The 24,701-nt window shown below is 47.1% G+C and carries 28 protein-coding genes and 1 tRNA gene; 2 read left to right on the top strand and 27 right to left on the bottom strand.

From position 1 onward, the window contains the following. Nucleotides 1–293 precede the first annotated feature (293 nt). The 25 genes from CUJ83_RS02575 to CUJ83_RS02695 form a co-directional block, all read right to left on the bottom strand. Nucleotides 294–641, bottom strand: coding sequence for a cupin domain-containing protein (locus tag CUJ83_RS02575; RefSeq protein WP_230740316.1), 348 nt, complete (start codon nucleotides 639–641; stop codon nucleotides 294–296). Between the two features lie 72 nt (nucleotides 642–713). Further along, nucleotides 714–2,051, bottom strand: coding sequence for an RNase J family beta-CASP ribonuclease (locus tag CUJ83_RS02580; RefSeq protein ID WP_230740318.1), 1,338 nt, complete (start codon nucleotides 2,049–2,051; stop codon nucleotides 714–716). A 21-nt stretch (nucleotides 2,052–2,072) separates the two neighbouring features. After that, entirely contained in the window at nucleotides 2,073–3,146 is a 1,074-nt protein-coding gene (fni, locus tag CUJ83_RS02585) for a type 2 isopentenyl-diphosphate Delta-isomerase (RefSeq protein ID WP_230740320.1), read from the bottom strand. A 4-nt stretch (nucleotides 3,147–3,150) separates the two neighbouring features. Then, complete coding sequence (locus CUJ83_RS02590; RefSeq protein ID WP_230740322.1) at nucleotides 3,151–3,927, bottom strand: isopentenyl phosphate kinase; 777 nt, start codon at nucleotides 3,925–3,927, stop codon at nucleotides 3,151–3,153. Beyond that, the gene (locus CUJ83_RS02595) at nucleotides 3,924–4,820 is read right to left on the bottom strand and encodes a mevalonate kinase (RefSeq protein ID WP_230740325.1); all 897 of its coding nucleotides are present in this window, start codon (nucleotides 4,818–4,820) and stop codon (nucleotides 3,924–3,926) included. The genes CUJ83_RS02590 and CUJ83_RS02595 overlap by 4 nt, the downstream gene beginning before the upstream one ends. Before the next feature lie 13 nt (nucleotides 4,821–4,833). After that, the gene (locus tag CUJ83_RS02600) at nucleotides 4,834–5,625 is read right to left on the bottom strand and encodes an MEMO1 family protein (RefSeq protein ID WP_230740326.1); all 792 of its coding nucleotides are present in this window, start codon (nucleotides 5,623–5,625) and stop codon (nucleotides 4,834–4,836) included. Nucleotides 5,626–5,635: 10 nt separating this feature from the next. Beyond that, nucleotides 5,636–6,259 (bottom strand): 30S ribosomal protein S2, encoded by a 624-nt coding sequence (gene rpsB, locus CUJ83_RS02605; protein WP_230740328.1) that lies wholly within the window; start codon nucleotides 6,257–6,259, stop codon nucleotides 5,636–5,638. Between the two features lie 77 nt (nucleotides 6,260–6,336). Beyond that, nucleotides 6,337–7,545 (bottom strand): phosphopyruvate hydratase, encoded by a 1,209-nt coding sequence (eno, locus tag CUJ83_RS02610; protein WP_230740330.1) that lies wholly within the window; start codon nucleotides 7,543–7,545, stop codon nucleotides 6,337–6,339. A 44-nt stretch (nucleotides 7,546–7,589) separates the two neighbouring features. Beyond that, nucleotides 7,590–7,823, bottom strand: coding sequence for a DNA-directed RNA polymerase subunit K (locus tag CUJ83_RS02615; RefSeq protein WP_230740332.1), 234 nt, complete (start codon nucleotides 7,821–7,823; stop codon nucleotides 7,590–7,592). Nucleotides 7,824–7,995: 172 nt separating this feature from the next. After that, nucleotides 7,996–8,073 (bottom strand) — tRNA-Pro (locus CUJ83_RS02620). 15 nt (nucleotides 8,074–8,088) lie between these two features. After that, a complete protein-coding gene (locus CUJ83_RS02625; RefSeq protein ID WP_230740334.1) occupies nucleotides 8,089–8,304 on the bottom strand; it encodes a DNA-directed RNA polymerase subunit N in 216 nt (71 codons plus the stop codon). Nucleotides 8,305–8,363: 59 nt separating this feature from the next. Beyond that, nucleotides 8,364–8,768 carry a 30S ribosomal protein S9 gene (locus CUJ83_RS02630; RefSeq protein WP_230740337.1) on the bottom strand — a complete coding sequence of 135 codons (405 nt, stop codon included), beginning with the start codon at nucleotides 8,766–8,768 and terminating at the stop codon, nucleotides 8,364–8,366. Nucleotides 8,769–8,778: 10 nt separating this feature from the next. Further along, nucleotides 8,779–9,198, bottom strand: a complete 420-nt coding sequence (locus tag CUJ83_RS02635) for a 50S ribosomal protein L13 (RefSeq protein ID WP_230740338.1) — start codon at nucleotides 9,196–9,198, stop codon at nucleotides 8,779–8,781. 12 nt (nucleotides 9,199–9,210) lie between these two features. After that, complete coding sequence (locus CUJ83_RS02640; protein WP_230740341.1) at nucleotides 9,211–9,573, bottom strand: 50S ribosomal protein L18e; 363 nt, start codon at nucleotides 9,571–9,573, stop codon at nucleotides 9,211–9,213. Between the two features lie 319 nt (nucleotides 9,574–9,892). Continuing rightward, on the bottom strand, nucleotides 9,893–10,681 hold the full coding sequence (locus CUJ83_RS02645) for a mechanosensitive ion channel family protein (protein ID WP_230740343.1): 789 nt from the start codon (nucleotides 10,679–10,681) through the stop codon (nucleotides 9,893–9,895). 32 nt (nucleotides 10,682–10,713) lie between these two features. Next, nucleotides 10,714–11,397, bottom strand: a complete 684-nt coding sequence (locus CUJ83_RS02650; protein WP_230740345.1) for a hypothetical protein — start codon at nucleotides 11,395–11,397, stop codon at nucleotides 10,714–10,716. A gap of 295 nt (nucleotides 11,398–11,692) precedes the next feature. Continuing rightward, nucleotides 11,693–12,451, bottom strand: coding sequence for a hypothetical protein (locus tag CUJ83_RS02655; RefSeq protein WP_230740347.1), 759 nt, complete (start codon nucleotides 12,449–12,451; stop codon nucleotides 11,693–11,695). Between the two features lie 369 nt (nucleotides 12,452–12,820). Continuing rightward, on the bottom strand, nucleotides 12,821–13,285 hold the full coding sequence (locus CUJ83_RS02660) for a hypothetical protein (protein WP_230740349.1): 465 nt from the start codon (nucleotides 13,283–13,285) through the stop codon (nucleotides 12,821–12,823). 1,101 nt (nucleotides 13,286–14,386) lie between these two features. Continuing rightward, nucleotides 14,387–15,184 carry a hypothetical protein gene (locus CUJ83_RS02665; protein WP_230740351.1) on the bottom strand — a complete coding sequence of 266 codons (798 nt, stop codon included), beginning with the start codon at nucleotides 15,182–15,184 and terminating at the stop codon, nucleotides 14,387–14,389. Nucleotides 15,185–15,502: 318 nt separating this feature from the next. Next, nucleotides 15,503–15,874: a hypothetical protein gene (locus tag CUJ83_RS02670; RefSeq protein WP_230740353.1), complete on the bottom strand. Its 372-nt coding sequence runs from the start codon at nucleotides 15,872–15,874 to the stop codon at nucleotides 15,503–15,505. Between the two features lie 273 nt (nucleotides 15,875–16,147). Further along, nucleotides 16,148–16,567 carry a hypothetical protein gene (locus CUJ83_RS02675; protein WP_230740354.1) on the bottom strand — a complete coding sequence of 140 codons (420 nt, stop codon included), beginning with the start codon at nucleotides 16,565–16,567 and terminating at the stop codon, nucleotides 16,148–16,150. 468 nt (nucleotides 16,568–17,035) lie between these two features. Then, nucleotides 17,036–17,452 (bottom strand): hypothetical protein, encoded by a 417-nt coding sequence (locus CUJ83_RS02680; RefSeq protein ID WP_230740356.1) that lies wholly within the window; start codon nucleotides 17,450–17,452, stop codon nucleotides 17,036–17,038. Between the two features lie 473 nt (nucleotides 17,453–17,925). Next, nucleotides 17,926–18,345: a hypothetical protein gene (locus tag CUJ83_RS02685; RefSeq protein WP_230740358.1), complete on the bottom strand. Its 420-nt coding sequence runs from the start codon at nucleotides 18,343–18,345 to the stop codon at nucleotides 17,926–17,928. Nucleotides 18,346–18,658: 313 nt separating this feature from the next. Then, complete coding sequence (locus tag CUJ83_RS02690) at nucleotides 18,659–19,054, bottom strand: 30S ribosomal protein S6e (RefSeq protein WP_230740360.1); 396 nt, start codon at nucleotides 19,052–19,054, stop codon at nucleotides 18,659–18,661. Between the two features lie 161 nt (nucleotides 19,055–19,215). Then, on the bottom strand, nucleotides 19,216–19,560 hold the full coding sequence (locus CUJ83_RS02695) for a hypothetical protein (protein WP_230740362.1): 345 nt from the start codon (nucleotides 19,558–19,560) through the stop codon (nucleotides 19,216–19,218). A gap of 224 nt (nucleotides 19,561–19,784) precedes the next feature. Here CUJ83_RS02695 and CUJ83_RS02700 point away from each other — a divergent pair, with 224 nt between their 5' ends. Then, nucleotides 19,785–21,377 carry a beta/alpha barrel domain-containing protein gene (locus tag CUJ83_RS02700; protein ID WP_230740363.1) on the top strand — a complete coding sequence of 531 codons (1,593 nt, stop codon included), beginning with the start codon at nucleotides 19,785–19,787 and terminating at the stop codon, nucleotides 21,375–21,377. Nucleotides 21,378–21,517: 140 nt separating this feature from the next. Here the strand turns inward: CUJ83_RS02700 and CUJ83_RS02705 are convergent, their stop codons facing one another. Both CUJ83_RS02705 and CUJ83_RS02710 read right to left on the bottom strand, forming a co-directional pair. Beyond that, nucleotides 21,518–21,805 carry a SemiSWEET family sugar transporter gene (locus tag CUJ83_RS02705; protein ID WP_230740365.1) on the bottom strand — a complete coding sequence of 96 codons (288 nt, stop codon included), beginning with the start codon at nucleotides 21,803–21,805 and terminating at the stop codon, nucleotides 21,518–21,520. 105 nt (nucleotides 21,806–21,910) lie between these two features. Next, on the bottom strand, nucleotides 21,911–22,762 hold the full coding sequence (locus CUJ83_RS02710; protein ID WP_230740367.1) for a metallophosphoesterase: 852 nt from the start codon (nucleotides 22,760–22,762) through the stop codon (nucleotides 21,911–21,913). Between the two features lie 166 nt (nucleotides 22,763–22,928). Here CUJ83_RS02710 and CUJ83_RS02715 point away from each other — a divergent pair, with 166 nt between their 5' ends. Further along, nucleotides 22,929–23,882 carry a methanogenesis marker 12 protein gene (locus CUJ83_RS02715; RefSeq protein ID WP_230740369.1) on the top strand — a complete coding sequence of 318 codons (954 nt, stop codon included), beginning with the start codon at nucleotides 22,929–22,931 and terminating at the stop codon, nucleotides 23,880–23,882. Nucleotides 23,883–24,701 lie beyond the last annotated feature (819 nt).

A 24,701-nucleotide genomic window follows, 5' to 3' on the forward strand; every position in this document is an offset into this window, starting at 1 on the left:
GTCATATAAGATTTACAGACAAATATGGACACTACCAAATTTCTTGTGTACCCTGGTTACCCTTGTGTCCTTAGTGGTGAAAAACCGTGTACCTTAGTAACCCTTGTGTCCTTAGTGGTGAAAAACCGTGTACCTTAGTAACCCTTGTGTCCTTAGTGGTTAAGCTTGTGTTACCTGGTTGCCCTTGTGTCCTTAGTGGTGAAAAATTGTGTTACTTGGTTGCCTTTGTGGTGAGCTTGTAAAATAAATTTTTGTTGATTCCATACAAAAAAGTTAACCGAATAGTCCTAAAGCTATAATCTTTGTCCGGGTTTTATACCATACCTGTCCTTTTGGTCGAAATAATCCATGACATTAAGCCCGGCATATATGTGCCCGGAATGCCTGACGCCTTCGGGAATAAAATAGTGATCACCCTTCAGGTAAGTCTTTTTAACGCCGCCTATCGTCAAGTCCAGTTTCCCTTCAAAGACCACGCCCCACTGGCTTTTATGAGAATGCTCCGGCAGGTCGACGTCCTCTCCGAAGTACATGAAGATCACCTGGTGGTTCTCGCCCTGGGACAGGTATGCACTGATGCCTTTCAAAGGTATATCAGCTTCTGGCAGCCTTAAGATAGGTTCTGGAAAAATATTGGTCATGATATCATAACTAAAATGACAATAATTAATAAAAAGTTTTTTCAAAAAAGAAAAAAAGATATGTGAGCCTTATTAAAGGCTCAGTTCCTGTCCGTTCCTTAAGATGTGCACAGTCTCGCCAAACTCGTAGCCGGTATCTTCGGCCATCTGAGTGTAAGCTGCGTGCATATCAAGCGAACCGTGTGCAGGTATGACGTGCTCCGGCTTGACCATCCTCAGGAGTTCCCAGTGGTCCTCACGGAAAGCGTGTCCGGATACGTGCACATTGTCGTATATACGGGCGCCCCTCATCTTAAGCTTGGTCTCGAGAGAGTACCTGTTCGCCTCGTTCAGCCTGTTCGGTATGACGTTGGCGGAGAATATGATCTTATCGCCGCACTCGAGCTTATAGTCGGTCTCGCCGCTTGCCACCCTGCCAAGGATAGCGTCCGGCTCGCCCTGGTGCCCTGTGACGATAGGCAGGTATTTCTCTTTACCGTCATCAATTATTCTCTTGAACTCCTTGTTAATGGATTTACGGTAGCCGAATATCCTGAGGTTGTCCGGCTTCTTGACATATCCCATCTTCAATGCCGTGCCGAAGTACCTCTCCATGCTGTTACCCAGGAGCACGGGTATGCGGTCCATCTTCTCGGCCGCGTCTATGATAGACTTAAGCCTTGCGATATGCGATGAGAATGTCGTTACGAGCACTCCGTTCTCGGTCTCCTCGGTACCCAGCAATGTGTCCCATACAAGGTCGCGGGCGATCTTTTCCGAGGGGGTCTTACCCGACTTGTCAACGTTAGTGCTTTCCGTTATCATTGCGAGCACGCCTTCCTTTCCGATCTGCTTGAGCCTCTTGAAGTCCGGCATTTCGCCGATTATGGGCGTCCTGTCGATCTTGAAGTCACAGGCGTAAAGAATGATACCGTAAGGGGTATGTAACGCTGCGAACGCGCAGTCGATGATACTGTGCTGCACTCTTATGAGCTCGACGGATATGTTCCTTGAAAGCTCAAAAAATTCTCCGCACTGTACGGGGTGAACCTTGTTCGCAACCTCGAACTTTCTCTCGGACTCTATCTCCTGCTTGATCAGTTCTGCGGTGAACGGCGTCCCTATGATGGGCGCGTTATACCTGTGTGCCAGCTTTGGCACGGCGCCTATGTGGTCCAGGTGGCCGTGGGAACATACGATGCCCACGACGTTGCCGTCAACGTTGTTCATTATCTTATCGTCGGGAATAGCGCCCATCTGGATAAGGTCCAGCGAGTGCATTTTTTCGATCTCGGTCTCCTCATGGATCTGGATACGGTCTAATCTTATTCCCATATCCATAATGACTATCTCTTTTCCAACTCTGATCGCTGTCATGTTGCGGCCGACTTCTTCATAGCCTCCGACCGCGATAATTCCTACATCTTTCATTTATGATCACACTTTTTTAATTTAGCGCTGAGAATAATTCTTCCAGTTAAAGCCCCTAGCCTCGAGCGTATCCCTGGTCTTCCCATGGATCACTATAGGGGCTCTCTTAAGGCCTTCCACAGACTTTGAGCCTGTCAGGAACATCGTAGCCTTAAGTTCCTCGATGTATAATTCCAGCTGTTTTTTTACTTTTTCAGCGCTGACCCTTGCCGGTGCTACCAGCGGAAGGGCGATACCGCTCATGGATGCGCCCAATGCAATGGATTTGGCGACCATGATGCCATCCCTTATCCCGCCCGTAGCTATTAACGGAAGGCCTATGTCAGCTTCAACAATACTCACCGCAGTGGGTATTCCCCAGTCCCAAAATTTCATTCCCAGGTGTTCCCCAAGCTCGTCGGACTCCATTCTTGCGCGATAGACCTCGACGCCTGCCCAGCTCGTGCCGCCTTTTCCGCCAACGTCGATCGCCCCTATACCTGCTTTTTTCAGCGTGTACGCGTCGATATGGCATATGCCAGCCCCGGTCTCTTTTATTATGACGGGCACTGATAATGATGAGGCGACCTCGGCTATTTTTTCAAGGCATCCTCTTGCATCTATATCTCCCTCGGGCTGTATGGCCTCCTGGAGGAAGTTGAGGTGTATAGCCATTGCGTCAGCGTCTATCATCTCCACTGCACGCTCAAGGTCCTCTATACTGTACTTGGAGAGCTGCGGTGCTCCGATGTTACCGTAAATAAAAGCGCTGGGAGCGCTGTCTCTTACGATCCGGTAAGAGTCTTCCAGCCTGCTGTCCTCCAGCGCGGCTCTCTGGCTCCCTACTCCTATTCCGATCCCCAAGGCTTCGGCTGCGACGGCAAGGTTCGCATTGACCGCCTTAGTTTCCGGATGTCCGCCCGTCATCGATGCTATCATGATGGGCGCTTCGAACTTGTGACCCAGGAAAGACGTCTTCGTGGATATTTCAGACTTGTTTATTTCTGGAAGGCACCGGTGAACGAACTCGATGTCGTCAAAGCCGTTGCCATATGATTCCACGTTCTCTCTAGTACAAATATCCAGGTGTTCTATCTTCCTTTTTGAGGTCACCATATGATCATTCTCCTCTGATTGACGTGCCTTCGCACACGCCGCCGTTCAGGAACCTGGCAATGTTGCCTTCTTTTTCAGCGTTGAACACCTGCGAGGGTATCCCTGCGTTCGCCAGTTCCATTAATTCCATGATCTTGCCATACATGCCGCCGGTCACGTCCACTCCGCTTGACCCGGACAGCATACCCCTAACGGACTCTATGTTCCCGGGGGTAATTTCACGTATTACATTAAATTCTTTCACGTCATAGACGCCATCGACGTTTGTCCCGATACCGACTTTTTTTGCCCTGAGTTCCCTTGCAAGATAAACCACAAGCTGGTCCCCGGAGAGTATATCGATGCCTTTTTCTCTATCGAGGACGGCATCGCCGTGTAATACCGGGACGACGTTCGCGTCGAGCATTAGCTCGATAACGTCCGTGCACATGCTATCAATGCGCCCGTCCTTTAGCGTGCATGCGGATAAGGGATGCACGGGCAGAGCATTGACGCCGTTTTTAGCTAGTGCTTCTATTATCATATTGTTTAAAGATTTAACGGCATAATGAGTAGGCCATATACCTTTGATGCTCTTTTCGTTAAGGCCGTTCTTCAGCCCGTACTCTTTTGCCTGATGATGGCCGAAAGAGCCGGCGCCGTGTATCAGGACCAGGCCGCCGCTCAACCCCTCGTGGATCTCACGGGCAACGCGGGCGATCTGCTCCGGCCTTGCAGTAGAGCTTTTATTTTTATCGGTCAGGACGCTGCCCCCGACCTTTAGGACTACCAGGTCTCTCATTCTATCCGCACACCTTCTGCGGTAGGACTGGTAATAAAGCTATCCCCATAGGACCTTCCTATGGCATCTGCGATATCCTTACATTTATCCGGGTCGCATATGGCGACCATACAGCCGCCGCCACCTGCTCCGGTAAGCTTGGCGCCGTACGCCCCATGCTGCCTGGCTGCATATATCTGATGAGACAGCTCAGGTATGCAAACGCCCATTGCGTCAAGCAGGCCCTGGTTAACGTTCATCAGTTCCCCTATGGAGCGATAATCGTTCTCCAGTACCAGTTTTTCTCCTCTCTCGGACATCTGCCCGATAGCGTTCAGTATATTCTCGAAGACCTCGGGATATCTATCCTTTAATCCCCTTACGCGAGAGACCATCCTTGACGTGGATTTGAATATGCCGGTATGGCCGACGACGACACCGCATGTTATGGGCGGAAGTTTTTTCCTGTCCGGCACTATGACCGTGCCTCCCATGGTGGATACAAAAGTGTCTGTGGGGCTTGCGGCTCCCTGGACCTCTAGCTCGGTCTGATATGCCAAAAAAGCTATCTGATCATTATCGAGTCCCGCCTGGAACTCTTTATTCAATGCCGCTATAGTAGCGACCGTAACTGCTGCAGAGGATCCCAGACCTGATGCCACAGGTATTTTAGATGAAACTGAAATGTTTATGTTATTGACTTCCGCATAATTCTGCACTTTTTTTATTGCTGTTTTAATATATAAATTTTTATCAGGATCGTCCTTGAAAACAGAATTAATGTGAATTCCGCTGGCGCTCGTTATCTCGACAGAAGTCCTTAGATCTATCGCACATGCGATGGCGCGTTTTCCATAGACTACCGCATGCTCTCCAAATAAAAATATCTTGCCCGGGGCAGAACAGATGACCATTAGATATCCCTGACTAATAAACTGCTATTCCTGCATATCCTACTACCTGGCGGTCACCGGTGACATCTCCACTCGTAGCGTATCTTAAAAGTTTACCGTACTTAGCTCCCCTTTCCCTGCAGGCCATCATCATCGCGCCTATCGGTCCGTAGCCGCATGTGCTCGCGTTGATCCTGTAAAGCTCATCATAGAATGCCGGGACATCAAGCTGTTCTATAGTCTTGATCAGCGCACGGTCTTTCCTGTGCGCAACGTCAACGTCCTCATAATGTGTGAAGTCGCTTGATGCGATGATCACGACACGCTCATCATATTTTTCTATGGCTTTGACAAGTTCGCCGGCTAATTCTTTTATAGTATCGTAGTCCTGAAGCCCCAATGCTATCGGGACGATCTTGAAATCCTTAAAAAAGTATTGTAAAAAGGGGATCTGAACTTCTATCGAGTGCTCGCTTCGATGAGCCAGTTCATCCTTATCTATGATACCGATCGGCAGACAGTCGATGAAATCTTCATCGACCTGGACATTCCCCAGAGGCGTCATCCACTCCTGCGTGGATAGTGCGACTGCGGATCCATACATGTAATGGTTAGGGCCCAGGATGACGAATGTCGGCGCCTCCTCTATGGATGCGTAAACCTCGGCCGCGACCCTTCCCGAATATATGTAACCTGCATGAGGGGCTACCACACCGAGCGCGGGGATCTTCGAAGGAGTATGCTCCGGTGCGAGCTTTTTGATAAGCTCTCGAAGATCATTTTCGTTACCCGGGTAGAATTGCCCTGCAACTGCCGGTCTTCTCATAATGATCTGATTATATCTCCGATTCGAAATCACTTACGGTGTAGTTGAAGCCCTGTTCGCCCCTTTCGCGAATGACTTCGCGGGCCAGCAACCAGTATACCAGTGCCAGTGCTTTTCTACCCTTGTTGTTCGTCGGTATGACCAGGTCGATGTTCATGGTCATATTGTTCGTGTCGCACATCGCGACTACGGGTACGCCGATGTTTATGGATTCCGAGACAGCCTGCTGGTCGCCTATGGGGTCAGTGATGACCACGACGTCCGGCTCGGTGAAGAACAGGTAGTCCGGATTCGTCAGAGTTCCCGGTATGAACCTGCCTACGTTGTGCTTTGCGCCGATAGCCTTTGCGAACATCTCTGCCGGGTGCTGGCCGTACTGCCTTGCGCATACGACGAGAATGCTTGCGGGGTCGTAGTGTGCTAAGAATTTTGCTGCGGACCTGATCCTCTCGTCGGTGCTCTGGACATCAAGCACATATAGACCGTCGCTCCTGACGCGGTATATGAACTTCTTCATGTCCTCGGTCTTCTGCTGCGTACCGATGTGAACTCCTGCTGCCAGGTACTCGTCCATCGGTATTAATGACTGGTAAGTCTCGTCTCTGATCTCTCTTACGTCTGATTTTTCTGCCATTTTTGACACTCCTGTGTTTTCGATATTCTGTATCTCTGTTTTTCTGTATTGTGTAAGCATGAAGGAACGGGAAAGCCTTAGCTTTCCGTCATCCTGTCGCTTCCTATCTCTTCTCCTATACGGATCAGTTCATTTAGTTTAGCGATCCTCTCTCCACCTACGATGCCCGTCTTGATCAGTTCGCATCCGAAAGCGACGGATAAGTGTGCTATTGTATTGTCCGTCGTCTCGCCGCTCCTGTGTGACATAATGCATGAGTAGCCATATTTTCTGGCGAGCTGTATCGCGTTGAAGGTATCGGTGACCGTACCGATCTGGTTCGGCTTGATGAGTACCGCATTAGCGGCGAACATCTCGATACCTTTTGTGATCCTGTCAACGTTCGTCACGAAGAGGTCGTCTCCGCAGATTATGCATCTGTCGCCTACCTTCTCCGTCAGGCTCGCGAAGCCTTCGAAGTCGTTCTCATGTAATGGGTCCTCGACGTAGTATAGGTCATACTCGTCGATGAGGCCTGCGATGTATTCGATCTGTTCCTCTGTGGTGCGCTTACGGTCCTTATAGACATAATGGCTGCCGTTCCAGAGCTCGGTAGCGGCCACGTCAAGGCCGAACCTTATCTCGAATCCCATCTCGTCGGAAACTTCGTCTACAGCTTTGCTGACTATTTCGAACGCCTTTGCATCAGTTACCTGTGGCGCCCATCCGCCCTCATCGCCTTTGCCGCACACGACGCCCTCGTCCGTAAGGAGCTTCTTGACCCTCTTATGGACCAGTGTGTTCGCATATACAGCCTCGTCGATGAGAGACGCGCCTACGGGTGTGATAAGAAATTCCTGAATGTCGGTAGCGCCCTTCGCATGAGCTCCTCCGCCCAGTGCGTTTCCGAGCGGGTAAGGTATTCTCTGGTAAGGGCCGCTCAGGTACCTGTAAAGCGGTAAGTTATAAGCGTCCGCTGCCGCCCAGGCCACTGCCATCGATATTGCGACGGAAGTGTTTCCACCTATGTTGCTAAAATTATCCGTGCCGTCTATTTCATGGAGCAGGTAATCGATATCGGCCTGCATTGACGCGTCCTCGCCGACCAGTTGCTCTGCCACTTCGGTCTCGAGCTTTAATATTGCATCGTCCACCGGTATCACGACAGCCTCGTACGTGCCCGTTGATGCGCCCGCAGGTGCTGCTGCCCGGCCAAAGCCGCTATCAGTATATACTTCGACCTCTATGGTCGGGTTTCCTCTACTGTCAAAGATCTTTCTGGCGAGAATATCCTGAATTATTGTCATACAATATACCTCCCATAAAATATTGTGCACGTGATTATATAATATTAGGATGCTGTTACTTCCCGCCTCGCTGATTTATTGGTCTTTTTAACAGTAATTGGGATAACGTTACGCTCCAGCTCTATTAATGCCACCTCTATCGGCTCGACCGTGTTAATGTCTTTTACGAGGACAGGCGCTCCCATTGATATCTGTAATGCTCTGGCGCCTACTATACGGGCACGCTCATAGCGTGTATACTCTTCTTTTTGTAATTTACTTGCTGCCTTATTGCTCAAAGAGACACCTCTATAAAAAGTTCCTGATGTAAACTAATGTATGAAAATAGAGTTACTGATAATCCTTTTGTGAAGATTGATCTCATACGGGTTAAGTACGCCCTGGATTTTGCTCAAGGATCCCCTTGAGAGGTTCACACACCATGCATTTTTGCACGGGAATAAAGATTAGTGGTGGGATCGCTGAGATTTGAACTCAGGTTTCCGCGTCCCGAACGCGAAAGGATGGACCAGGCTACCCCACGATCCCATACTGATATCTTTATTACTGGTACGGTGCCAGTACGTCGACTAGCTCGACGTGCGATAACAGCATGCGTCTGCAGCAGTATCGCTCAAGGCCAAGGTCATCCATGATGTCCCCGACCCTTAATACTTCACCCTTGGGAAGGTTCTTTTTGCGCTCCTCAACGCGGGCCTTGTATTCTTCCCATACGTTTGAGACGACCTTTCCGCAGGTGAAACATCTTACAGGTATCATAGTTATTCTACCTTTTAAATTATATCATGGAGGTATTTTAATGTACCTCCGCGATCAATTTAACGGTACGACTTCTGGATCTTTGCTCTTGCTCCGGGTCCGCCGTATTTCTTCGACTCTTTCTGCCTGACGTCGTTGACCAGAAGGTTTCTGTCATGTGTCAGGAAAGCGTCACGAAGTGCTACGTCGTTCGTCCAGTTGACAATGCCCCTTGAGATGGCGCATCTTGCGGCCTCTGCCTGGCCCATTATGCCTCCGCCGCGGACATCTACGTCAATGTCGAAGCTGTTTGCTATCTCGGGCCCTGCTATTAATAAGGGCTCGGATATCTTTAATCTCAGAAGCTCATTCTCCATGTTCTTCAAGAGCTGCTTGTTGATCCTTATCACGCCGGTACCCTTCTTTACAACGGCCCTTGCGATGGCGGTCTTTCTCTTTCCGCTGGTGGTCAATACTTTTACCATAATCTCACCTTCAGAACTTTGCTCCTAGCTGCTTTGAGAGTTCGCCCAGCTCCATGTACCTGAATGAGCTGAGGCGGTCTACACTTGCCTTCTCCAGTGTTATGGAGGGCTGGCCGTTGAATTCAATAGGCGTTCCGATGAAGATCTTAAGCCTTGCCATTGCGTCCCTTCCGCGCTGTCTCTTGTACGGGAGCATGCCCCTGACAGTCCTCTTAAGGATGGCGTCCGGCCTCTTCGGGAAGTACGGGCCCTTTTCTTTGGTACCGCGCTCGTATGCCTGCTTGTATTCCTCGAAAGTGCTCTTCTTAGAACCGGATAATACTGCCTTTTCGGCATTGATGATAGTGACTTCATCGCCCTCTAAAAGCTTTTTCGCGACGATGCTTGCGAGCCTGCCGACAATAAGTCCCTGTGCGTTGATTAATACCATCTTAGGTCCTCCTTATTTTAAGATACGGACTCCCTTGCCCGTCGGATTTGCCTGCATAAGCTGCTCGATTGACATGCACTTGCCGTTAGCACCGGTGATCAGTACCTCTGCAGTTAAACTGAAGTTAAGTGCCGCAACGTTCACCGGGTGGTCGATGCTTCCTGCGCCCAGTACCTTACCCGGGACTATAATGAACTCGTTATCGTTGCTGAACCTGTTTATCTTGCTGAGGTTGACCTCTGCGAAATTCCTGTTCGGCTTCTCCAGCCTCTCGGCGATGTCTCTCCAGAAACCAACGTTCTGTTCCCTGGATTTTGCTTTGAGGTCGTTGATAAGCTTTAACAACCTTGGGTTAGTCTTTTTAACTCTCTTCATGATGTTATCCTCCGTAAGGCCACATTCGGCCTGACTCACATGCCATAGCGCAAAGCCCTCGTGAAAGGGGAAATGCGGCACGTTCGGACATTTTTCATATCCCTGCGCCGGATAGCACCTGGCTATCCTACGGTTTGATTGCTGACTATGTAATAGTGCGAATCTCTTAATGCCATTTTCCTATATGAAACTTTCGATGCGAACGTTTCTAAATATTAAAGAGACTGCCCGCTCTTTATGGCAGAGCCAGTTGCATATCAAGCTACATATTAAAAAATTTTTCTGATAGTTCAAAGGATTTTTCTTCATCATATGACAATTAAGAAGGATAAAAGCCGTTGATGATATTGATAATACTGGTCTGCGCCTTTTCGGATTCCCGGGGATCGGTTATCCATATGTGTACTTCATAGCTGACATTATCCTTATTTATGTTAGTCTTATAGATGTTGATGCCGAGTTCAGGTTTTAAGCCGGGTATCTCCCCTGCCCGCTCCATCAATTCTCCCTCCAGTCCGGATATGTCCGCTCCTCTTGGCATCATAAATGGTATTTTTATGAGATATGACCTGTTACGGGTATAGTTTATTATGGGCGAGTTCAGGAAACTGGCGTTGGGCACCACGATGTTAAGGCCGTTCAGGCCTTTGATGGTGGTGGTCCTTATGCTGATGTTCTGGACTTCCCCGATATTGTCGCCGACCTTTATTAAGTCACCTATGACAAACGACCGTTCAAGGAATACGATAGTTCCGCCCAGAAGGTTAGATATCAGGGTCTGTGAGCCTAAGGCGACTACAAGGCTGATAAGCCCGAGGCTGAGTATCAATGAATCCAGTCGTATGCCAAATATGCCCAGGACAGTTACCACGACAAGTGCTGCGATCAGGTAAGACACGAGCCGTTTTATCGACTTGAGCATCTCCGCAGGCATTTTTTTATCGCGGCTATACCGGTCCAGGATACCGATGAACACGCCGTTCAGCAAATATGCGATAATTATGATCCCGATTGAGATAGCGATCTTGTCCGCGTTGGCTATCAACAGGTTCGCGAGCTCAAGATAGGATGTCAATCTGGTGACGCCGGGCGTGGAGGTCTGATACATACACAATGATATGTGCAGGCATTAAAAAATAATTACGGAGAATAACCGAAGAAATATTGTGTCGCGGGCGTGTAGGAGCTTGTGCCGTCCATCACTGCACCGGTATAGCCCAGTCCCAGCCCCAGCGGGAAAGTATAGGCGCTGCCGAAATCGATCCGTTCTGTCTCTTTTGCTACCATGAGGTCTATGCTTTCGGCGTATTTAACATAGGATTTATCGGATGTTATTGTCGGGAACGATAGGCCTGCGGAGCCCACCCCGAATCCGGGGAACCCTATGAACGTATTATCGGTTGCCGCTTCATATGCGAGATCTTTTGAGAACATAGTGGTCGAGGCGTCGCGGAATGCGCCGGAGCTTCCGAAATTTACTCCGGGATAACCGTAGGTAGACATCCCGAGCGTGATGCCGTTCCAGTTCGGGCCGAAATAGCCCCCTGTGCTTCCCTGAACGCCATAGTTAGGGGATACTTCGCTCGCGACCACGCCGTACCTTGTCGTAAGATCTCCGGGAAGGTTCACCCCGAGGTTATTATAGGTCACGCCCTGGCCGGGCACTCCGGCACCGTTCGTGCCGCCGAGCCCTATGGACATAGGAAAACCGTATATGTTCGCTCCGCCGTACTGCAGGCCATCGTCGGCGAAAGCAAAGCTCGTCGATATGACAGATAATAGCGTTAAAGCGATAATAATGCCAGGGGTTCTATAATGTACCATGCAACACCCTTCCAACCTTAAATACAATTAGTCCCGGCTAAATAAATATATTATTAACTAATTTAACGATTCAATAGCCCAAATATAAAAAATTAAACTGCAATTAGCATATATTATAACAAATAGAGCTATATTTATCGGTATTTAATATAACTATTGGATAGATAGCATATGGCCAGCGATATTTTAAAAATAAGTTAACGAATTGAGGGCAATGCCCCAATTCGTTCAAGCCGATTTTTCCCAACCTATGTTCCTGATTATGGAGGTTATCTACTTGATAGGATATGGGTGTTTATTGCTGTACCTGCTGCGGTGCCATTTCCATCGGCATCTGCTGCTGGATCTGCGGCATCTGCTGCTGGATCTGCGGCATCTGCTGCTGCATCATCGGCATCTGCTGCTGCATCATCGGGAATTGCTGGCCAATGCCAGCGCCGAGACCATATCCACCAATGCCGGTTGTGCCGAGACCATATCCGCCAATGCCACAGGTTCCAAGGCCGCATCCGCCGATACCGGCTCCGAGACCATATCCGCCAAGACCTGCTCCGAGACCATATCCGCCAAGACCTGCTCCGATCGGGCCGCATGGGGCAGCTGCTGCAGGAGCACCTTCAGGTATACATGCCGAGCTTACTGGCATCGTGTATACCTGGGGTATCTTAGACACGACAGGTACGGTAGTCGTGACCGGTACTGTGACAGGCACGGTGGTAGAAGTACATGCAGGCCTGACTACTGGCACGGGTATTGTCTGCGGGACTATGACCGCCCTGGGGACGGTGACAGGGCAAACATCTCCGACCGGTACAGTGACCGGGACCTGGACTGCACTTGTCGCTGGTACTGTTACAGGTACCTGGCTCGTAACAGGTATATTACAATAGACCTGGGCTACACAATCCTGTGGCGGGCCATATGCAACAGGTGCTGCACATAAACCGCATCCGCCTGGGATTCCACATCCACATTGTGCTAAAGCGGGTGATGTAACTAACAGAGTAGCCATTATCAGCATAATAGCTACAGTTACTTTTCTTGCCATCTTCATAACTACACCTCTGAACTGCACTTTTATGTCCTACTACACAAAATAAATATATTATTATATAAAAATACGAAATATAACCGTTTTAGGTCGCTTTATCGCATTCTAAGTATAAACCAATGATAATAATTAAAAAGAGAGTTAATGCAGGGCAATACCTAACATTAGAACAATAAATACGCTTAATTTGATAAAATACCATCTATTTTAAATGCGATAGCCCTTATTTGAATAATCAGGCTTGTATTTGAAAAATAGATGCATATTTTTATACGGTTTTCTTATCAACAGGATGAACTAAACAACACCCGTAAATAGACAAAAAGCTTACTGGCCTTTAAAAAAATGGAGGGGGCGTACCTTCCTGCTTTTTTAAGCCAGTACAGGGAAAGCGAACGGGAGCATTACCTGTGTCTGTTCGATATGTCTGTTGTTCTGGACGAACTGGCCAAGATGAGTGGTCTGGAGATCTCCCTGAGCTATCGGCAGACCAAACGCGGATCCGTCGAACCCGGTCCCGACAGCCTGATCTACAGTCACGCCCAGGTTATACCCGAGGTCTCCGACCGTGACTGAGCCCAGTCCACCATAACCATATGGATATCCTGCCATACTGCCCACATCAACGTCAACGCCCCAGTCTACCCCGATGTTTAGACCGGTAAGACTATATCCCGTGTTTAAAGCGTTTATGTTATTTCCAAAATTAAAGTTTAAGGTGTCCCCAAGATGTTTATTTACGCTCACCCCCGCACCCACGAAAGCTCCTGCCGGCATTGCCAGCGAAAGCCCGAGGAACAAGGTGGCGAGCACGATCAATACTCTCGCCTTATCCATTTTCTACCCTCCTCAATAGCACGTATATCTTTTACCATTGATTTTAAATATATTAGTAATACAATAAGCGAATTAACCATATATTTTAGAATTAAATGGAATAAAAGCTTAAAAAATAGAATTATCAGAATATAGGGCTGATCATGACTTATCAAGGAATAAAAACAAGGCATAAATAGCCCGTATTGATCGCCTCATAAGAAGTTCTTGAAAACAATAAAGAAAAGATAGTAGGTGGGTGTCACCTACTAACAAATATTTTATTTCGCTTCTCATATTACTGTGCATGATATGGTGTGGGTATTAAGCGGTAAGGTGATTACCACCACATGCCGCCCCAGCCACCCCATGCAGGCCAGCCCCAGCCAAAGCCGCGACCGAAGCCCCAGCCGCCCCAGCCAGGCCAGCCCCAGCCGCCCCAGCCAAAGCCGCGACCCCAGCCGCCCCAGCCAAAGCCGCGACCGAAGCCCCAGCCACCCCACCATGCGGTGACTGTTGGAAGTGCAATAGCTACAAGGGCTAACACAGCTAATACGAGAAGAACGAATAATGCAATTCTTGTCCAGTGTTTCACTTCGTTCCCCCCTACAATATAAAACATTCCGATTAATGATAAAAATATTATTATAATTAATTCACGAAAAAAGGTCCCATATTTAATTATAGTATCAAAAAGCCTTTAACAATACTATATTATCAAATTTAATCCAAAATCAGTCTTAAAATACCCAATCTATCGATATTATCAGTGTTTTTACAATAAATACCTGTTTTTGGAATGCTTTTTTATAAAGTGTAACTCCACTAATAAGAATTAGCCGGGGTATAATCGTTTGATCTAAATAAAAATTACAGAGCATTATAAAATTGTATCATGAGTATTACGAGAGCAGAATATAAAGGTAATAATCATATGCCGGGATCGATCCAGAGACTGAACAGAATATATGAAAAAGATCCTGGATTAAACGATCATATACGCAAGATACACAAATATCGAGTCAAACTGTTGAGAATAAAATAAAAAAACAAATGAAATAATGGGGAATGAAATTCCCCAGTCTTTCTCGTCAGCGATACAGGTCTAGACTTTTGTTACGCCTAACAGATGGACGGAGGCGTGAATGCTACGCGTCCACAGCCGATGGTGAACGGGAAGCCGAAGCCATGCGAACCGAAGTACAACGGAGCAGATTTCGTGCAACCTCCAAGACCGAACGCCCACGGCGAAAGAGCCCAGCCAAAGCCGCCAACAGAACCCGTACCAAGAATGAACGGAGCCGCCGCGCAGATCGCAGGCGTGAATGCTACGCGTCCACAGCCGATGGTGAACGGGAAGCCGAAGCCATGCGAACCGAAGTACAACGGAGCAGATTTCGTGCAACCTCCAAGACCGAACGCCCACGGCGAAAGAGCCCAGCCAAAGCCGCCAACAGAACCCGTACCAAGAATGAACGGAGCCGCTAGATAGCTTAATCCTGCACCGCAGCCTCCCAGGAAGCACGGGCTGAAGAATCCTCCGCACCCTGTGCCGAAACACGGGCTGAACTTATTCCAGCAAAGTCCGAACGGTGACAGGCCTCCCCCAAGAGCATAGTTGAACGGGAAGCAGCCTACGCCAAATGGTGCGAATCCCCAGTTGAATGGGAAGTAGGCTCCGCCAAATGGTCCGAATCCTGCCGCTGCAGTAGTTGCCGCGATCGGTGCTGCGATAGGCGCAGCTGCAGGCGCGGCTATAGGCGCTGCTGCTGTCGAGACAGCAGAAGTGGCTGCCACTGCTTGCGTCTGAGCCACATTTGAACTGGATATTCCTGTTGTTTGAGCGGATGCTGGTATGTTAAAGGCAATAAGTAATACGACCAGCATCGTAAGTACTGCCGATTTCTTTAAGGTACTCATACAATCCCCCCTACTTGACAATCTAAAAATAGAGGAAACGATAATAAATATATTATTATTTATTATAACGAAATCGTACCGGTTCCGATTCTATTATCACAGCAATCGGATAAAAAAATACAGATATTATTTGCTGAATGGGTCATTGTAGTTGCTAATTATCCAATTATGACCGAGAGCCCGTAATATATGATGTCTTATTACACTTTTATGATGCCAGACGTACCTTATGATAGGTCCGGAAAAAATAAAAGTGTGGGAGGATGAACCCGCAGGGTCCTGTATCCCTCCGCCCGCATCATATATGCTTTACTTTGTTTAGATGAATCCCATAGATGGTATGGGCGAGCATCCGATGCTTAAGTACGGGTATGCAAAGCAGAACGATTCCCGCTCTTCCATGAACCTGCATTGCTTGAATAAGCTTTCAGAGTCCGCGTTTTGAAGGATCGTCGGGAATGCCGAGCTGACACCTACACCGCCGAAATCCGAGAATCCGCTGCCGAACGCTATCTCTGCGCCCTGTACATCTCTTGCCTGTGCGAATTGGTTTTCGAATACGGTAAGCGAGTGATCCGAACTCATCGTCGGGAAACCCCAGGACATAGGCACAAGGCTGGAGCTCGCGGGCAACGTGATCAGAGCAACAGCAAAGGCAAGCATGATAATAGCTACTAATTTTCTCACCATGTTATACTACCCTCCTCAATAATTATTGAATATGTATCGCGGACGATAATTAATATATTAGTATATATAAAAACGAATATTCAGCCATTTAATCCAATATTATACAGTATTAACCAATAATAATCCAAATAAAATACGTTGTTCATCAAACGCATGGGAGCACCGCATAATTACAGGGTTTTAAAAGACCTGTAAAACGCCGTAAATCCGATCTAAAAAAATGAAAATATAATGAGAGGTTTAAGGGCTCTCATCATATTCACTTATGCTTACTTAGAACCCGAAGCCGAAGCCAGGTAATGCACATCCGCCGACGGCTGCGAACGGATATGAGAAGCACGCTGTCTCTGCAGTCTCAGCGAAGTCACAGTGCGTAAGGACCTGAGCCTGATCAACACTCTGGACTATGGTCGGGAACGCAAGAGATGCTCCACAGAACGGGATCGCTACTGCGCCATCCTGGCAGAGAGACAGACCGTTGGTCTCCGTCTTTGCAGGAGTGAAGCAGATCGCAACTGCCTCGTTGTCAAAAGCTGCCGCAGTGTCACGGTTGAACGCAAGAGTCTCGCCAGTCTGAGAAATAGTCGGGAAACCGAACTGGGTCGCGACAAGGCTGGCACCTGCAGGCAAGATCATACCCGCGATGGCAAGAGCCAGCACTAAAAACATTCCGTATCTTATCACCTTACTCATATAATACCCTCCTCAATTTCTTAATGAGAGTATAATAACTAAAAATTAAAACATATTTAATCATAAATGCGAATAATAAGCCATAAAAGCGGGGTATTAACAGATAGATCTACTAAATGATAGATAATAAGATATATCGCTTAATGTAAAGATGATTGATATTCCAATACGTTAAAATTTTTCACGGACGTTTTTCTAAATTTATAATTTCGTTACAGGTTTTTGTTCGAGAATTTTTGTGATTTTTTAGCTTCTGGCCTATTCCATAGTATTTATCCACACATGGATCGCACATAAATAAATGGCAAATTGGTTCGCATGGGGGAACATAACCCTAAAAATTAAAGAAAGTAAATGTTATTTTCTTGAAATTTTTTAGAGATATTTGAATAGACTGATTTTGTCTAAAGTTTAAAAAAAATGAATTAGCAGGAGAAGTGATCCTCCTGCTAGCATAACACTACCTGCTTAGAACCCAAAGCCGAAGCCAGGTAATGGTACGCCGCCAACGCCTGCGAACGGATATGAGAAGCACGCTGTCTCCTTGGTCTGTGCGAAGTCACAGTGCGTAAGGACCTGAGCCTGATCAACAGTCTGGACTATGGTCGGGAACGCAAGAGATGCTCCGCAGAACGGGATAGCGGTTGCCCCTTCTTGTGCGAGATAGAGACCGTTGGTCTCAGTCACTGCAGGAGTGAAGCAAATTGCTACTGCCTCATTATCAAAAGCTGCCGCTGTGTCACGGTTGAACGCAAGAGTCTCGCCAGCCTGGTAAATGGTCGGGAAACCAAACTGAGTCGCGACAAGAGACGCACCGGCCGGTACTATCATACTAGCTACTGCGATAGCCAGTAACAGGAAAATTCCGAAATTTTTCACCTTCATTAACTACCCTCCTCAATTATTAAAAGAGTGTTATACAACCCTGAATTAATACATATTTAATCATAAATGCGAATAATAAGCCATTAAAACGGGCTTATAACAAATAAATCCTTAAATCCTGGTAGAATAAAAGCAATCATCGACTGCCATAACCACAACGTATGGAAGCCGGGCATAGTAAAACATAGCGTTAGTATATCATGTAAAATGGATCTTATAATATGATATACGACTCCGTTTTTTATCACTTTTTTGATATGAAAGTATGGATATAAAGACATGTATAAAGTGATGAGTGAATTAAGAGGAGTACATAGAAAAGATCATTATCATTTTTTATGATCAGATCCGGTTTCTCCTGGAAAGAAAATAATATTTTTTGTAGTTAAGATATTGATAAAAAAATATGGATGAAATTTTTAAAAATTGATCGGCAGGGGAGTTTATCCTCCTGCCACATTCATTCAACCAGCTTAGAACCCGAAGCCGAAGCCAGGTAATGGTACGCCGCCAACGCCTGCGAACGGATATGAGAAGCACGCTGTCTCCTTGGTCTGTGCGAAGTCACAGTGCGTAAGGACCTGAGCCTGATCAACAGTCTGGACTATGGTCGGGAACGCAAGAGATGCTCCGCAGAACGGGATAGCGGTTGCCCCTTCTTGTGCGAGATAGAGACCGTTGGTCTCAGTCACTGCAGGAGTGAAGCAGATCGCTACTGCCTCATTATCAAAAGCTGCCGCTGTGTCACGGTTGAACGCAAGAGTCTCGCCAGCCTGGTAAATGGTCGGGAAACCAAACTGAGTCGCGACAAGGCTGGCACCTGCAGGCAAGATCATACCCGCGATGGCAAGAGCCAGCACTAAAAACATTCCGTATCTTATCACCTTACTCATATACTACCCTCCTCAATAGGCAAGACAATGTTTATTATTCATTTTTAAATATATTATTAGCGTTTGTAGTGAATTAAATGGCCAAATAATTCTATAATTTCAATTTAACATGATAAATATGATTTTTATAAATAAAATAAGTAATTATGAGGTAAATCTAAAAATAAGGGCAAAAATAACCTGCATATCTATAGCTTGAACAAAAGCTCAAATGATCTGTGAGCAAGCTTAAAACCTAAAATGAATTAAATTGTCAAAGTTAAGAAAATAAAATGCAAGAATAAAAAGGGGCCAAAGCTCCTTTTTAAAAAAATTATTTCTTGGGCTCTTCCTTCGGTAAAAGCTCTTCTATGGGCTTATCGCCGTATGCGGTGATCTTTGCGTTGATCTGGACGAGCTCGCTGCTGATCTCGTTACCCCTGAAAAGCTTTCTCCTTCTTATGCCCTGGGTCTTTGGATCGTATCCGACGCCGCCCGCTACGAGAAGCTTCCTGCGGACCTGTCCGGGGAGGTCGTTCCTCATCGGGATGCCAGTCTTATCGGAGCCACCGGTGATCATGAGCGTGTAACCCGGAAGACCTGCGGTCTCTCCTTCGATCTCGGAGCCGATCTCCTTACCGACGAACTTGTTGGATTTTGCGCCGGTAACATCGAACTTGTATGCCTTTCCGGTCTTAGGGTCTGAAACTACTAACTTGAAATCTGCCATTTTAATATCTCCTTAAGGTTCTCTCATCTACATACTGATGATTATTTATAAGTTTTACCTGTCCGCGTACTATTGCATTACTTATATAAGTAAAATTCGACTGAATCCAGGATGGAAAAAATCAAGCATTTGGAGAATATAAATATTTTGGTAGGAAAACACTATTGACCGACCTTTTTACACAGGTCATCGATAGAGGATTCCCCTATTACGATCTCCAGATGGCCCGGAATACTGCGGGCGGACATTCGTTCACATCCGCTTTTTAGGCCAAAAAATGCCTGAATGGTTATCATATCGTTATTGCCGCTTACATATATATTTAGTTCGAACCTGCCGCCTTCGGAAGATGATGTCATTTTCCTGTCGACGCAGGATTCTAAAAGCACATCAGCCCCTCTGACTGTGTAGCCATCCCCATCGATAACCCTTCCTGAGATGCGGTAAAGCTCCAGTCTAGTATAATTAGTGGCATGGGATATGGGTTGTATATGTATAGAAGACATTTGCACCCTTATGATTTTAATATAAAAATATTATCTATAATTAAATACTTTCTTATTATCAAGAAATATCGAATAATTTTATTGGCTTTTTAAAAAAAATGATACGAATAATATTAATATATTAATATATTTAAGTAGGAAAGTTGTGGCTATACCATTATTTAAAAATGTTACGGAAATATTTATAAATAAGAACTGTGTAGCCTATTGTCGGTGAAACCATCATGAGCGACATATACGCAAACTCACGTTCAACTACGGATACGTCTGTAAGAAAGAGGGACGTAAATCCGACCAGCGGTATGTGCCCGATATGCATAAAAGACTGTAAGGTCCTTTGTGAAGTAGGCAAGTCCGCGTTAAGGGGCAGAGAAGTCCTCTACCCGGATACCGAACAGTTCGGACACTCGACCGCATCATCAAACAAGGATTATGGCCTTGACTGGTCAGACTTCCAGATACTGACCGACTGTATAGGTGCAAAAGGCATAGCACCGAACCCGGACGCAGCGACGTTCCCGGCAGTGGACATCAGAACCGTAGCAGGCGGCGTACCATTAAGCGTACCTGTATTCACGGCAGGCCTCGGCTCCACCGCAGTGGCCAAGAACTACTGGGACGGCCTCGCAGTAGGTGCCGCAATATCAGGCTCCATGCAGGTCATCGGAGAGAACGTATGCGGCATGGACATGGACTCAGTCATAACCGGCGGCAAAGTCACTCACTCGCCGGACCTTACGTTCAGGGTCCAGAGGTTCAGGGACTTCTGGGACGGTAAGAACGGAGAGATCGTCGTCCAGACCAACGTCGAGGACCAGAGGCTCGGCACTGACGTTTACGCATTATCAAAATTAGAAGTTAACATCATCGAGAGAAAGTGGGGACAGGGAGCAAAGGCCATCGGAGGCGAAGTTAGGATCTATGACCTCAACAAAGCACTCGAGCTGAAGAGGAGAGGCTACATAGTCCTGCCGGACCCCGAGGACCCCGCTGTTCAGAAGGCGTTCAAGGAAGGCGCGTTCAAGACCTTCGAGAGGCACTCCAGGGTAGGCTTCCCGGAATTCAAGGGATTCGTAGAGGACATCGAGTGGCTCCGCAACCAGGGCGCAAAGAAGGTATTCTTAAAGACCGGCGCATACAGGCCAGTCACCACCGCGTTCGCGCTTAAGTGCGCATCGGCCGCAAAGATCGACCTGCTGACCTTCGACGGCGCAGGCGGAGGAACCGGAATGAGCCCGGTGCCCATGATGAACGACTGTTCGACCCCGACCGTATACTTACAGGCACAGGTCATGGACTGCGTCAAGATCATGAAAGAGAACGGAATGTATGTCCCGGACATAGCATTTGCAGGCGGTTTCGTCAACGAGACCCAGATGTTCAAGTCCATGGCAATGTCCGACCTCGGCAGCGGCCCGACCGTCAAGGCAATAGCAATGGCCCGCCCGCCAATCACTGCAGTCATGAAGGCGCAGTACTTCAGCGAGCTTGCCCAGAAGAACGACCTGCCAGGCCAGTTTACCAGGGCATACTCCACAGACCCCGAGAAGTTCATGATCGCCTACAGCGATCTCGTCGCCAAGTACGGCAACGATGCCAAGAACATCCCGATCGGAGCTATCGGCCTGTACACCTACTGGCACGACCGCTTAGGTGTTGGCTTACAGCAGCTCATGGCCGGCTCAAGGAAGTTCAAGCTCAAGTACATATCCAGGGGCGACATAGCCTCGCTCACCGAGAGAGCCGCGGCAGTTACCGGCATCCCGATGATATCCGAGCTTGAGAACGACCTGATGGCAAAGATACTGTTAGAGTAAAATCCATTGTAAAGGACCGGCAAATACCGGTCCTGACATCTATTTTTTATAAATTCAGCTTACATTAAAGGTCAAGTTATTTGGTTTTTTGATGTTTTTTTAGTGTTGTTACTTTCGGATGGCAGGTAAACACAAAAACATCATGCCGGAATATGATAATTGGCAGGATATCTTCTATCATAATATATTTTTAAACCGAGCAATTCCGTATTACAAAGGAATGCGTACAGGTTCAGCCCGAATATAATGATGTCATGTATGCCGTATCCATATAGGGTCAGACATAAAGATCCGACTACCAGTACTAGTAAATAGTATAGAGAAATATCGGAAACTTTTCTCGTATTAAGTATCCTGTAGCACTGGGGTAAGAACGCCAGGGCCAGTAATATGCTTCCAAATATGCCGATCTCCGAATATCCTATCATTTTATCACTCAGACAGGATAAAGATTGAATTCCATAGGCTAAAGATGGTTTCGGTAAGATGTAGCGAAAGTATAGTCTGTAGCAGCTATCTGAAATTAAAATATTTTACGGCCTGAATGATTTTTTTCTACGGCGACGTATCTTTTTTTCAGAGGATGGAGACCGGTATTTTTCCCGGGAATACTTTCGCAAGTTATCTATAGTGCCCATGTATGTGCCGTCCAGCAGGTACACCTGCGACTCCTCAAGGTGCACGGCTTTTGATGTGAACAGCGGGCCGAGAAGGTCATCATGCCAGGATTCGTTAAAAGCGATGCCTCCGCATAGCTCGTTAAAGGACGGGACTATGATAAGCTCCGGATCGCCCCAATCGAACTCGCCCGGATAGTTAGCCGCCACGATGTCGCGGTCGAGCTTTGCGCGTATCCAGCTCTGTCTCGTGAGAGTATGTCCCAGCGCATCAGTGAGCTTTATGGTAGGGTGGTTATGCGACATTACAAGGTATGAGTTCTTTAGTAGCGAAACGTCCGGCCACGTATGCCCATGAAAATAAGATACCCCGTCGATCTCCGCTCCGCGGGGATCGTGAAGGTCAATGTCCGGGTTGTCCGGTATCAGCTTTTCTATGCCGCCGTCATGGTTCCCGGGAATAATGTCTACGATAGCATGCTTTGCCAGCTCGTTCAGGAACCTCGGCACCTCGTCGACTTCCTGGTAAGATGTCCTCGGGACGTTATGTTTGATATCGCCCAGCAATATTATACGGTCGGGGCCGACTTCCGCGATATAGTTCCTGACTCGATCTATACGCTTCGCTATCTGCGAAGGGATATTGATGCCGCTATAATAGAGGTCATATTCTATGCCGAGGTGTATATCCGCGATGACAAGCGATACATCCTCGTTTTTGACCTCGAGCGCCGGGGAGTCTATCAAAGGTATTAATTCTGGCGTCATTACCGGAAAAAGCTCCGCATATACTATCCTGTCATATTAGATAGCTTTTACCGTTTTATAAAATATTTTCATATAATATTAATTGAATCCACGTGCAGCTTAAGTAAAACTTATTATGTATTATAAATGATAGAGTAAGACCAGTAATTACAAGGAAGGTCATATTTTGTTCATCGGCATAGATCATGGCACCACAGGCATACGTTTCGCTAACACCGAAGGGCAATGGTTCGAGATATCGAGAAAGCAGGCCCGGGATATGACAAAGGAGCAGATAATCTCTAAGATGACTTCGAGCTTTGACGTCAAAGTAAATGATATAGAGCTGATAGCTCTGACATATTCCATGGGTGACGGAATATCTAAGATCACCGGCGTGAACAAAGTAGAGAACAGGGGAGTCATCAGCCAGAAGGGAGCCGGCGTACATATAGGAGGAGGTACCAACGTCTATGACGCCATAGCTTCATCGGGGATCAGGGCAGTCGTGATACCGGGAATACACCGCCATAATTCGGCTCACCCCTGCTTCAGGTTATTTTCACATGGAGCCAGCCCTGAAAAGCTCGGGATCGCCTATAACGCATATATGGCAAGAAAGGACAGGAGCTTTATCGTATCCGACATAAGCTCGAACACTGTAACTATGTGCGTACAGGATTTGAAAATGCTTGGCGCCATCGATGCATGCATTTTCGCCCCGGGAGTGCATCACGGGCCCCTTGACCTTGACGCCATAAGGGACGTTGATGCAGGACTGATGAGCGCCAATGACGCGTTTTCTACGGCAGGCGTGACCAGGGTGATACCGCATAAAAGCCTGGACGAACTGCTTGCGGCTAAAGATAAGAACGATGAAGATGCGTTGTGGGCATTCGATACGATAGCTGTTTTTGCCGCGATGGAAATTGCCTCTTTCCTGATGCTATGCCCTGAATGCACCGTGTTCACAGCCGGATCGGTAGGTTCAATGGATATGGTCAGGGACAGGATATCGGGACTTATCAAAAAGGAAGTCCATGTCCTCGGAAAATTATCGGCTGCCATAGGACTTGCGCAGATAGCACGAGACGTCTATGCGGGAGAAAAAGATATACTTGGTATCAAGGTCGACATTTAAACGCGCCTGCTAAGGTATCTATCCCTTTTTTTATATGTAATATCATTTCATTTTTTATCAAGTCAATCACCAAGGCAACTAAGGACACGGTTTTTTCACCACGAAATCTTTGATGAGCGGGTTCTTGCTCAGGTTTTAAGAATGAAAATGTGTTTTACTCAATGGTCTTTGAGATGAAGTTTTTATGGTTGTGCCTTTCGGATGGCAGGTAGGCACGTAATTTCACAGAAACACAGAACCACAAAAATTTTTATATGATTTTTTAAGGTCACAAAAACCCTAATAGTTTACTCACCAAACCACAAATGCTCCAGTATCACCGTCAACGCACTAACACCACCAACGCCCGACTCAACGCACTAACCTCTCAGAGTCACCAACTCTAAAACAAATCCCGAACATTCTCCAAACCACTAAAGTTTAATATCCCGGTCTGTGCTCTCCTGAACTATGGCAGGGATATATTAGTCGTGTAAGCGTCAACCGTGCAGTTAAAATTTAGTGTTTTTGGGAATGTTCGGGCCTTGTTTTAGAGTTGGTGACTTAGAGCGCTTCGAGCGTTGAGCCGGGCGTTAGAGGTGTTAGTGCGTTGACGGTGATACTGGAGCATTTGTGGTTTGGTGAGTGAACTTTAGAGATTTCGTGATCTTAAATTCTAAAAAAATTTAGTGTTTCCGTGTTTCTGTGAAATTACGTGCCTACCTGCCATCCGACAGGCACAACGGCAGAACATCAATCCCGTAATGAATTGTTATATGCACGTCTTTACAATGACCATCTAAAAGTTTTTCATGGGAGCGCACGAAGGCGAATAAGGTA

Origin of the sequence: Methanooceanicella nereidis, from assembly GCF_021023085.1 — an archaeon.
Classification (GTDB): Archaea; Halobacteriota; Methanocellia; order Methanocellales; family Methanocellaceae; genus Methanooceanicella; species Methanooceanicella nereidis.

Excerpts from the sequence above, each read along its gene's own strand:
- CUJ83_RS02695 (WP_230740362.1), bottom strand. The coding sequence starts at position 19,560 with ATGTCTTCTATACATATACAACCCATATCCCATGCCACTAATTATACT.
- fni (WP_230740320.1), bottom strand. The coding sequence starts at position 3,146 with ATGGTGACCTCAAAAAGGAAGATAGAACACCTGGATATTTGTACTAGA.
- CUJ83_RS02700 (WP_230740363.1), top strand. The coding sequence starts at position 19,785 with ATGAGCGACATATACGCAAACTCACGTTCAACTACGGATACGTCTGTA.
- CUJ83_RS02670 (WP_230740353.1), bottom strand. The coding sequence starts at position 15,874 with ATGGTGAGAAAATTAGTAGCTATTATCATGCTTGCCTTTGCTGTTGCT.
- CUJ83_RS02575 (WP_230740316.1), bottom strand. The coding sequence starts at position 641 with ATGACCAATATTTTTCCAGAACCTATCTTAAGGCTGCCAGAAGCTGAT.
- CUJ83_RS02630 (WP_230740337.1), bottom strand. The coding sequence starts at position 8,768 with ATGGTAAAAGTATTGACCACCAGCGGAAAGAGAAAGACCGCCATCGCA.
- CUJ83_RS02580 (WP_230740318.1), bottom strand. The coding sequence starts at position 2,051 with ATGAAAGATGTAGGAATTATCGCGGTCGGAGGCTATGAAGAAGTCGGC.
- CUJ83_RS02685 (WP_230740358.1), bottom strand. The coding sequence starts at position 18,345 with ATGAGTAAGGTGATAAGATACGGAATGTTTTTAGTGCTGGCTCTTGCC.
- eno (WP_230740330.1), bottom strand. The coding sequence starts at position 7,545 with ATGACAATAATTCAGGATATTCTCGCCAGAAAGATCTTTGACAGTAGA.
- rpsB (WP_230740328.1), bottom strand. The coding sequence starts at position 6,259 with ATGGCAGAAAAATCAGACGTAAGAGAGATCAGAGACGAGACTTACCAG.
- CUJ83_RS02710 (WP_230740367.1), bottom strand. The coding sequence starts at position 22,762 with ATGACGCCAGAATTAATACCTTTGATAGACTCCCCGGCGCTCGAGGTC.
- CUJ83_RS02660 (WP_230740349.1), bottom strand. The coding sequence starts at position 13,285 with ATGGATAAGGCGAGAGTATTGATCGTGCTCGCCACCTTGTTCCTCGGG.
- CUJ83_RS02680 (WP_230740356.1), bottom strand. The coding sequence starts at position 17,452 with ATGAAGGTGAAAAATTTCGGAATTTTCCTGTTACTGGCTATCGCAGTA.
- CUJ83_RS02640 (WP_230740341.1), bottom strand. The coding sequence starts at position 9,573 with ATGAAGAGAGTTAAAAAGACTAACCCAAGGTTGTTAAAGCTTATCAAC.
- CUJ83_RS02655 (WP_230740347.1), bottom strand. The coding sequence starts at position 12,451 with ATGAAGATGGCAAGAAAAGTAACTGTAGCTATTATGCTGATAATGGCT.
- CUJ83_RS02595 (WP_230740325.1), bottom strand. The coding sequence starts at position 4,820 with ATGGTCATCTGTTCTGCCCCGGGCAAGATATTTTTATTTGGAGAGCAT.
- CUJ83_RS02690 (WP_230740360.1), bottom strand. The coding sequence starts at position 19,054 with ATGGCAGATTTCAAGTTAGTAGTTTCAGACCCTAAGACCGGAAAGGCA.
- CUJ83_RS02675 (WP_230740354.1), bottom strand. The coding sequence starts at position 16,567 with ATGAGTAAGGTGATAAGATACGGAATGTTTTTAGTGCTGGCTCTTGCC.
- CUJ83_RS02590 (WP_230740322.1), bottom strand. The coding sequence starts at position 3,927 with ATGAGAGACCTGGTAGTCCTAAAGGTCGGGGGCAGCGTCCTGACCGAT.
- CUJ83_RS02650 (WP_230740345.1), bottom strand. The coding sequence starts at position 11,397 with ATGGTACATTATAGAACCCCTGGCATTATTATCGCTTTAACGCTATTA.
- CUJ83_RS02635 (WP_230740338.1), bottom strand. The coding sequence starts at position 9,198 with ATGGTATTAATCAACGCACAGGGACTTATTGTCGGCAGGCTCGCAAGC.
- CUJ83_RS02665 (WP_230740351.1), bottom strand. The coding sequence starts at position 15,184 with ATGAGTACCTTAAAGAAATCGGCAGTACTTACGATGCTGGTCGTATTA.
- CUJ83_RS02625 (WP_230740334.1), bottom strand. The coding sequence starts at position 8,304 with ATGATACCTGTAAGATGTTTCACCTGCGGAAAGGTCGTCTCAAACGTA.
- CUJ83_RS02645 (WP_230740343.1), bottom strand. The coding sequence starts at position 10,681 with ATGTATCAGACCTCCACGCCCGGCGTCACCAGATTGACATCCTATCTT.
- CUJ83_RS02705 (WP_230740365.1), bottom strand. The coding sequence starts at position 21,805 with ATGATAGGATATTCGGAGATCGGCATATTTGGAAGCATATTACTGGCC.
- CUJ83_RS02600 (WP_230740326.1), bottom strand. The coding sequence starts at position 5,625 with ATGAGAAGACCGGCAGTTGCAGGGCAATTCTACCCGGGTAACGAAAAT.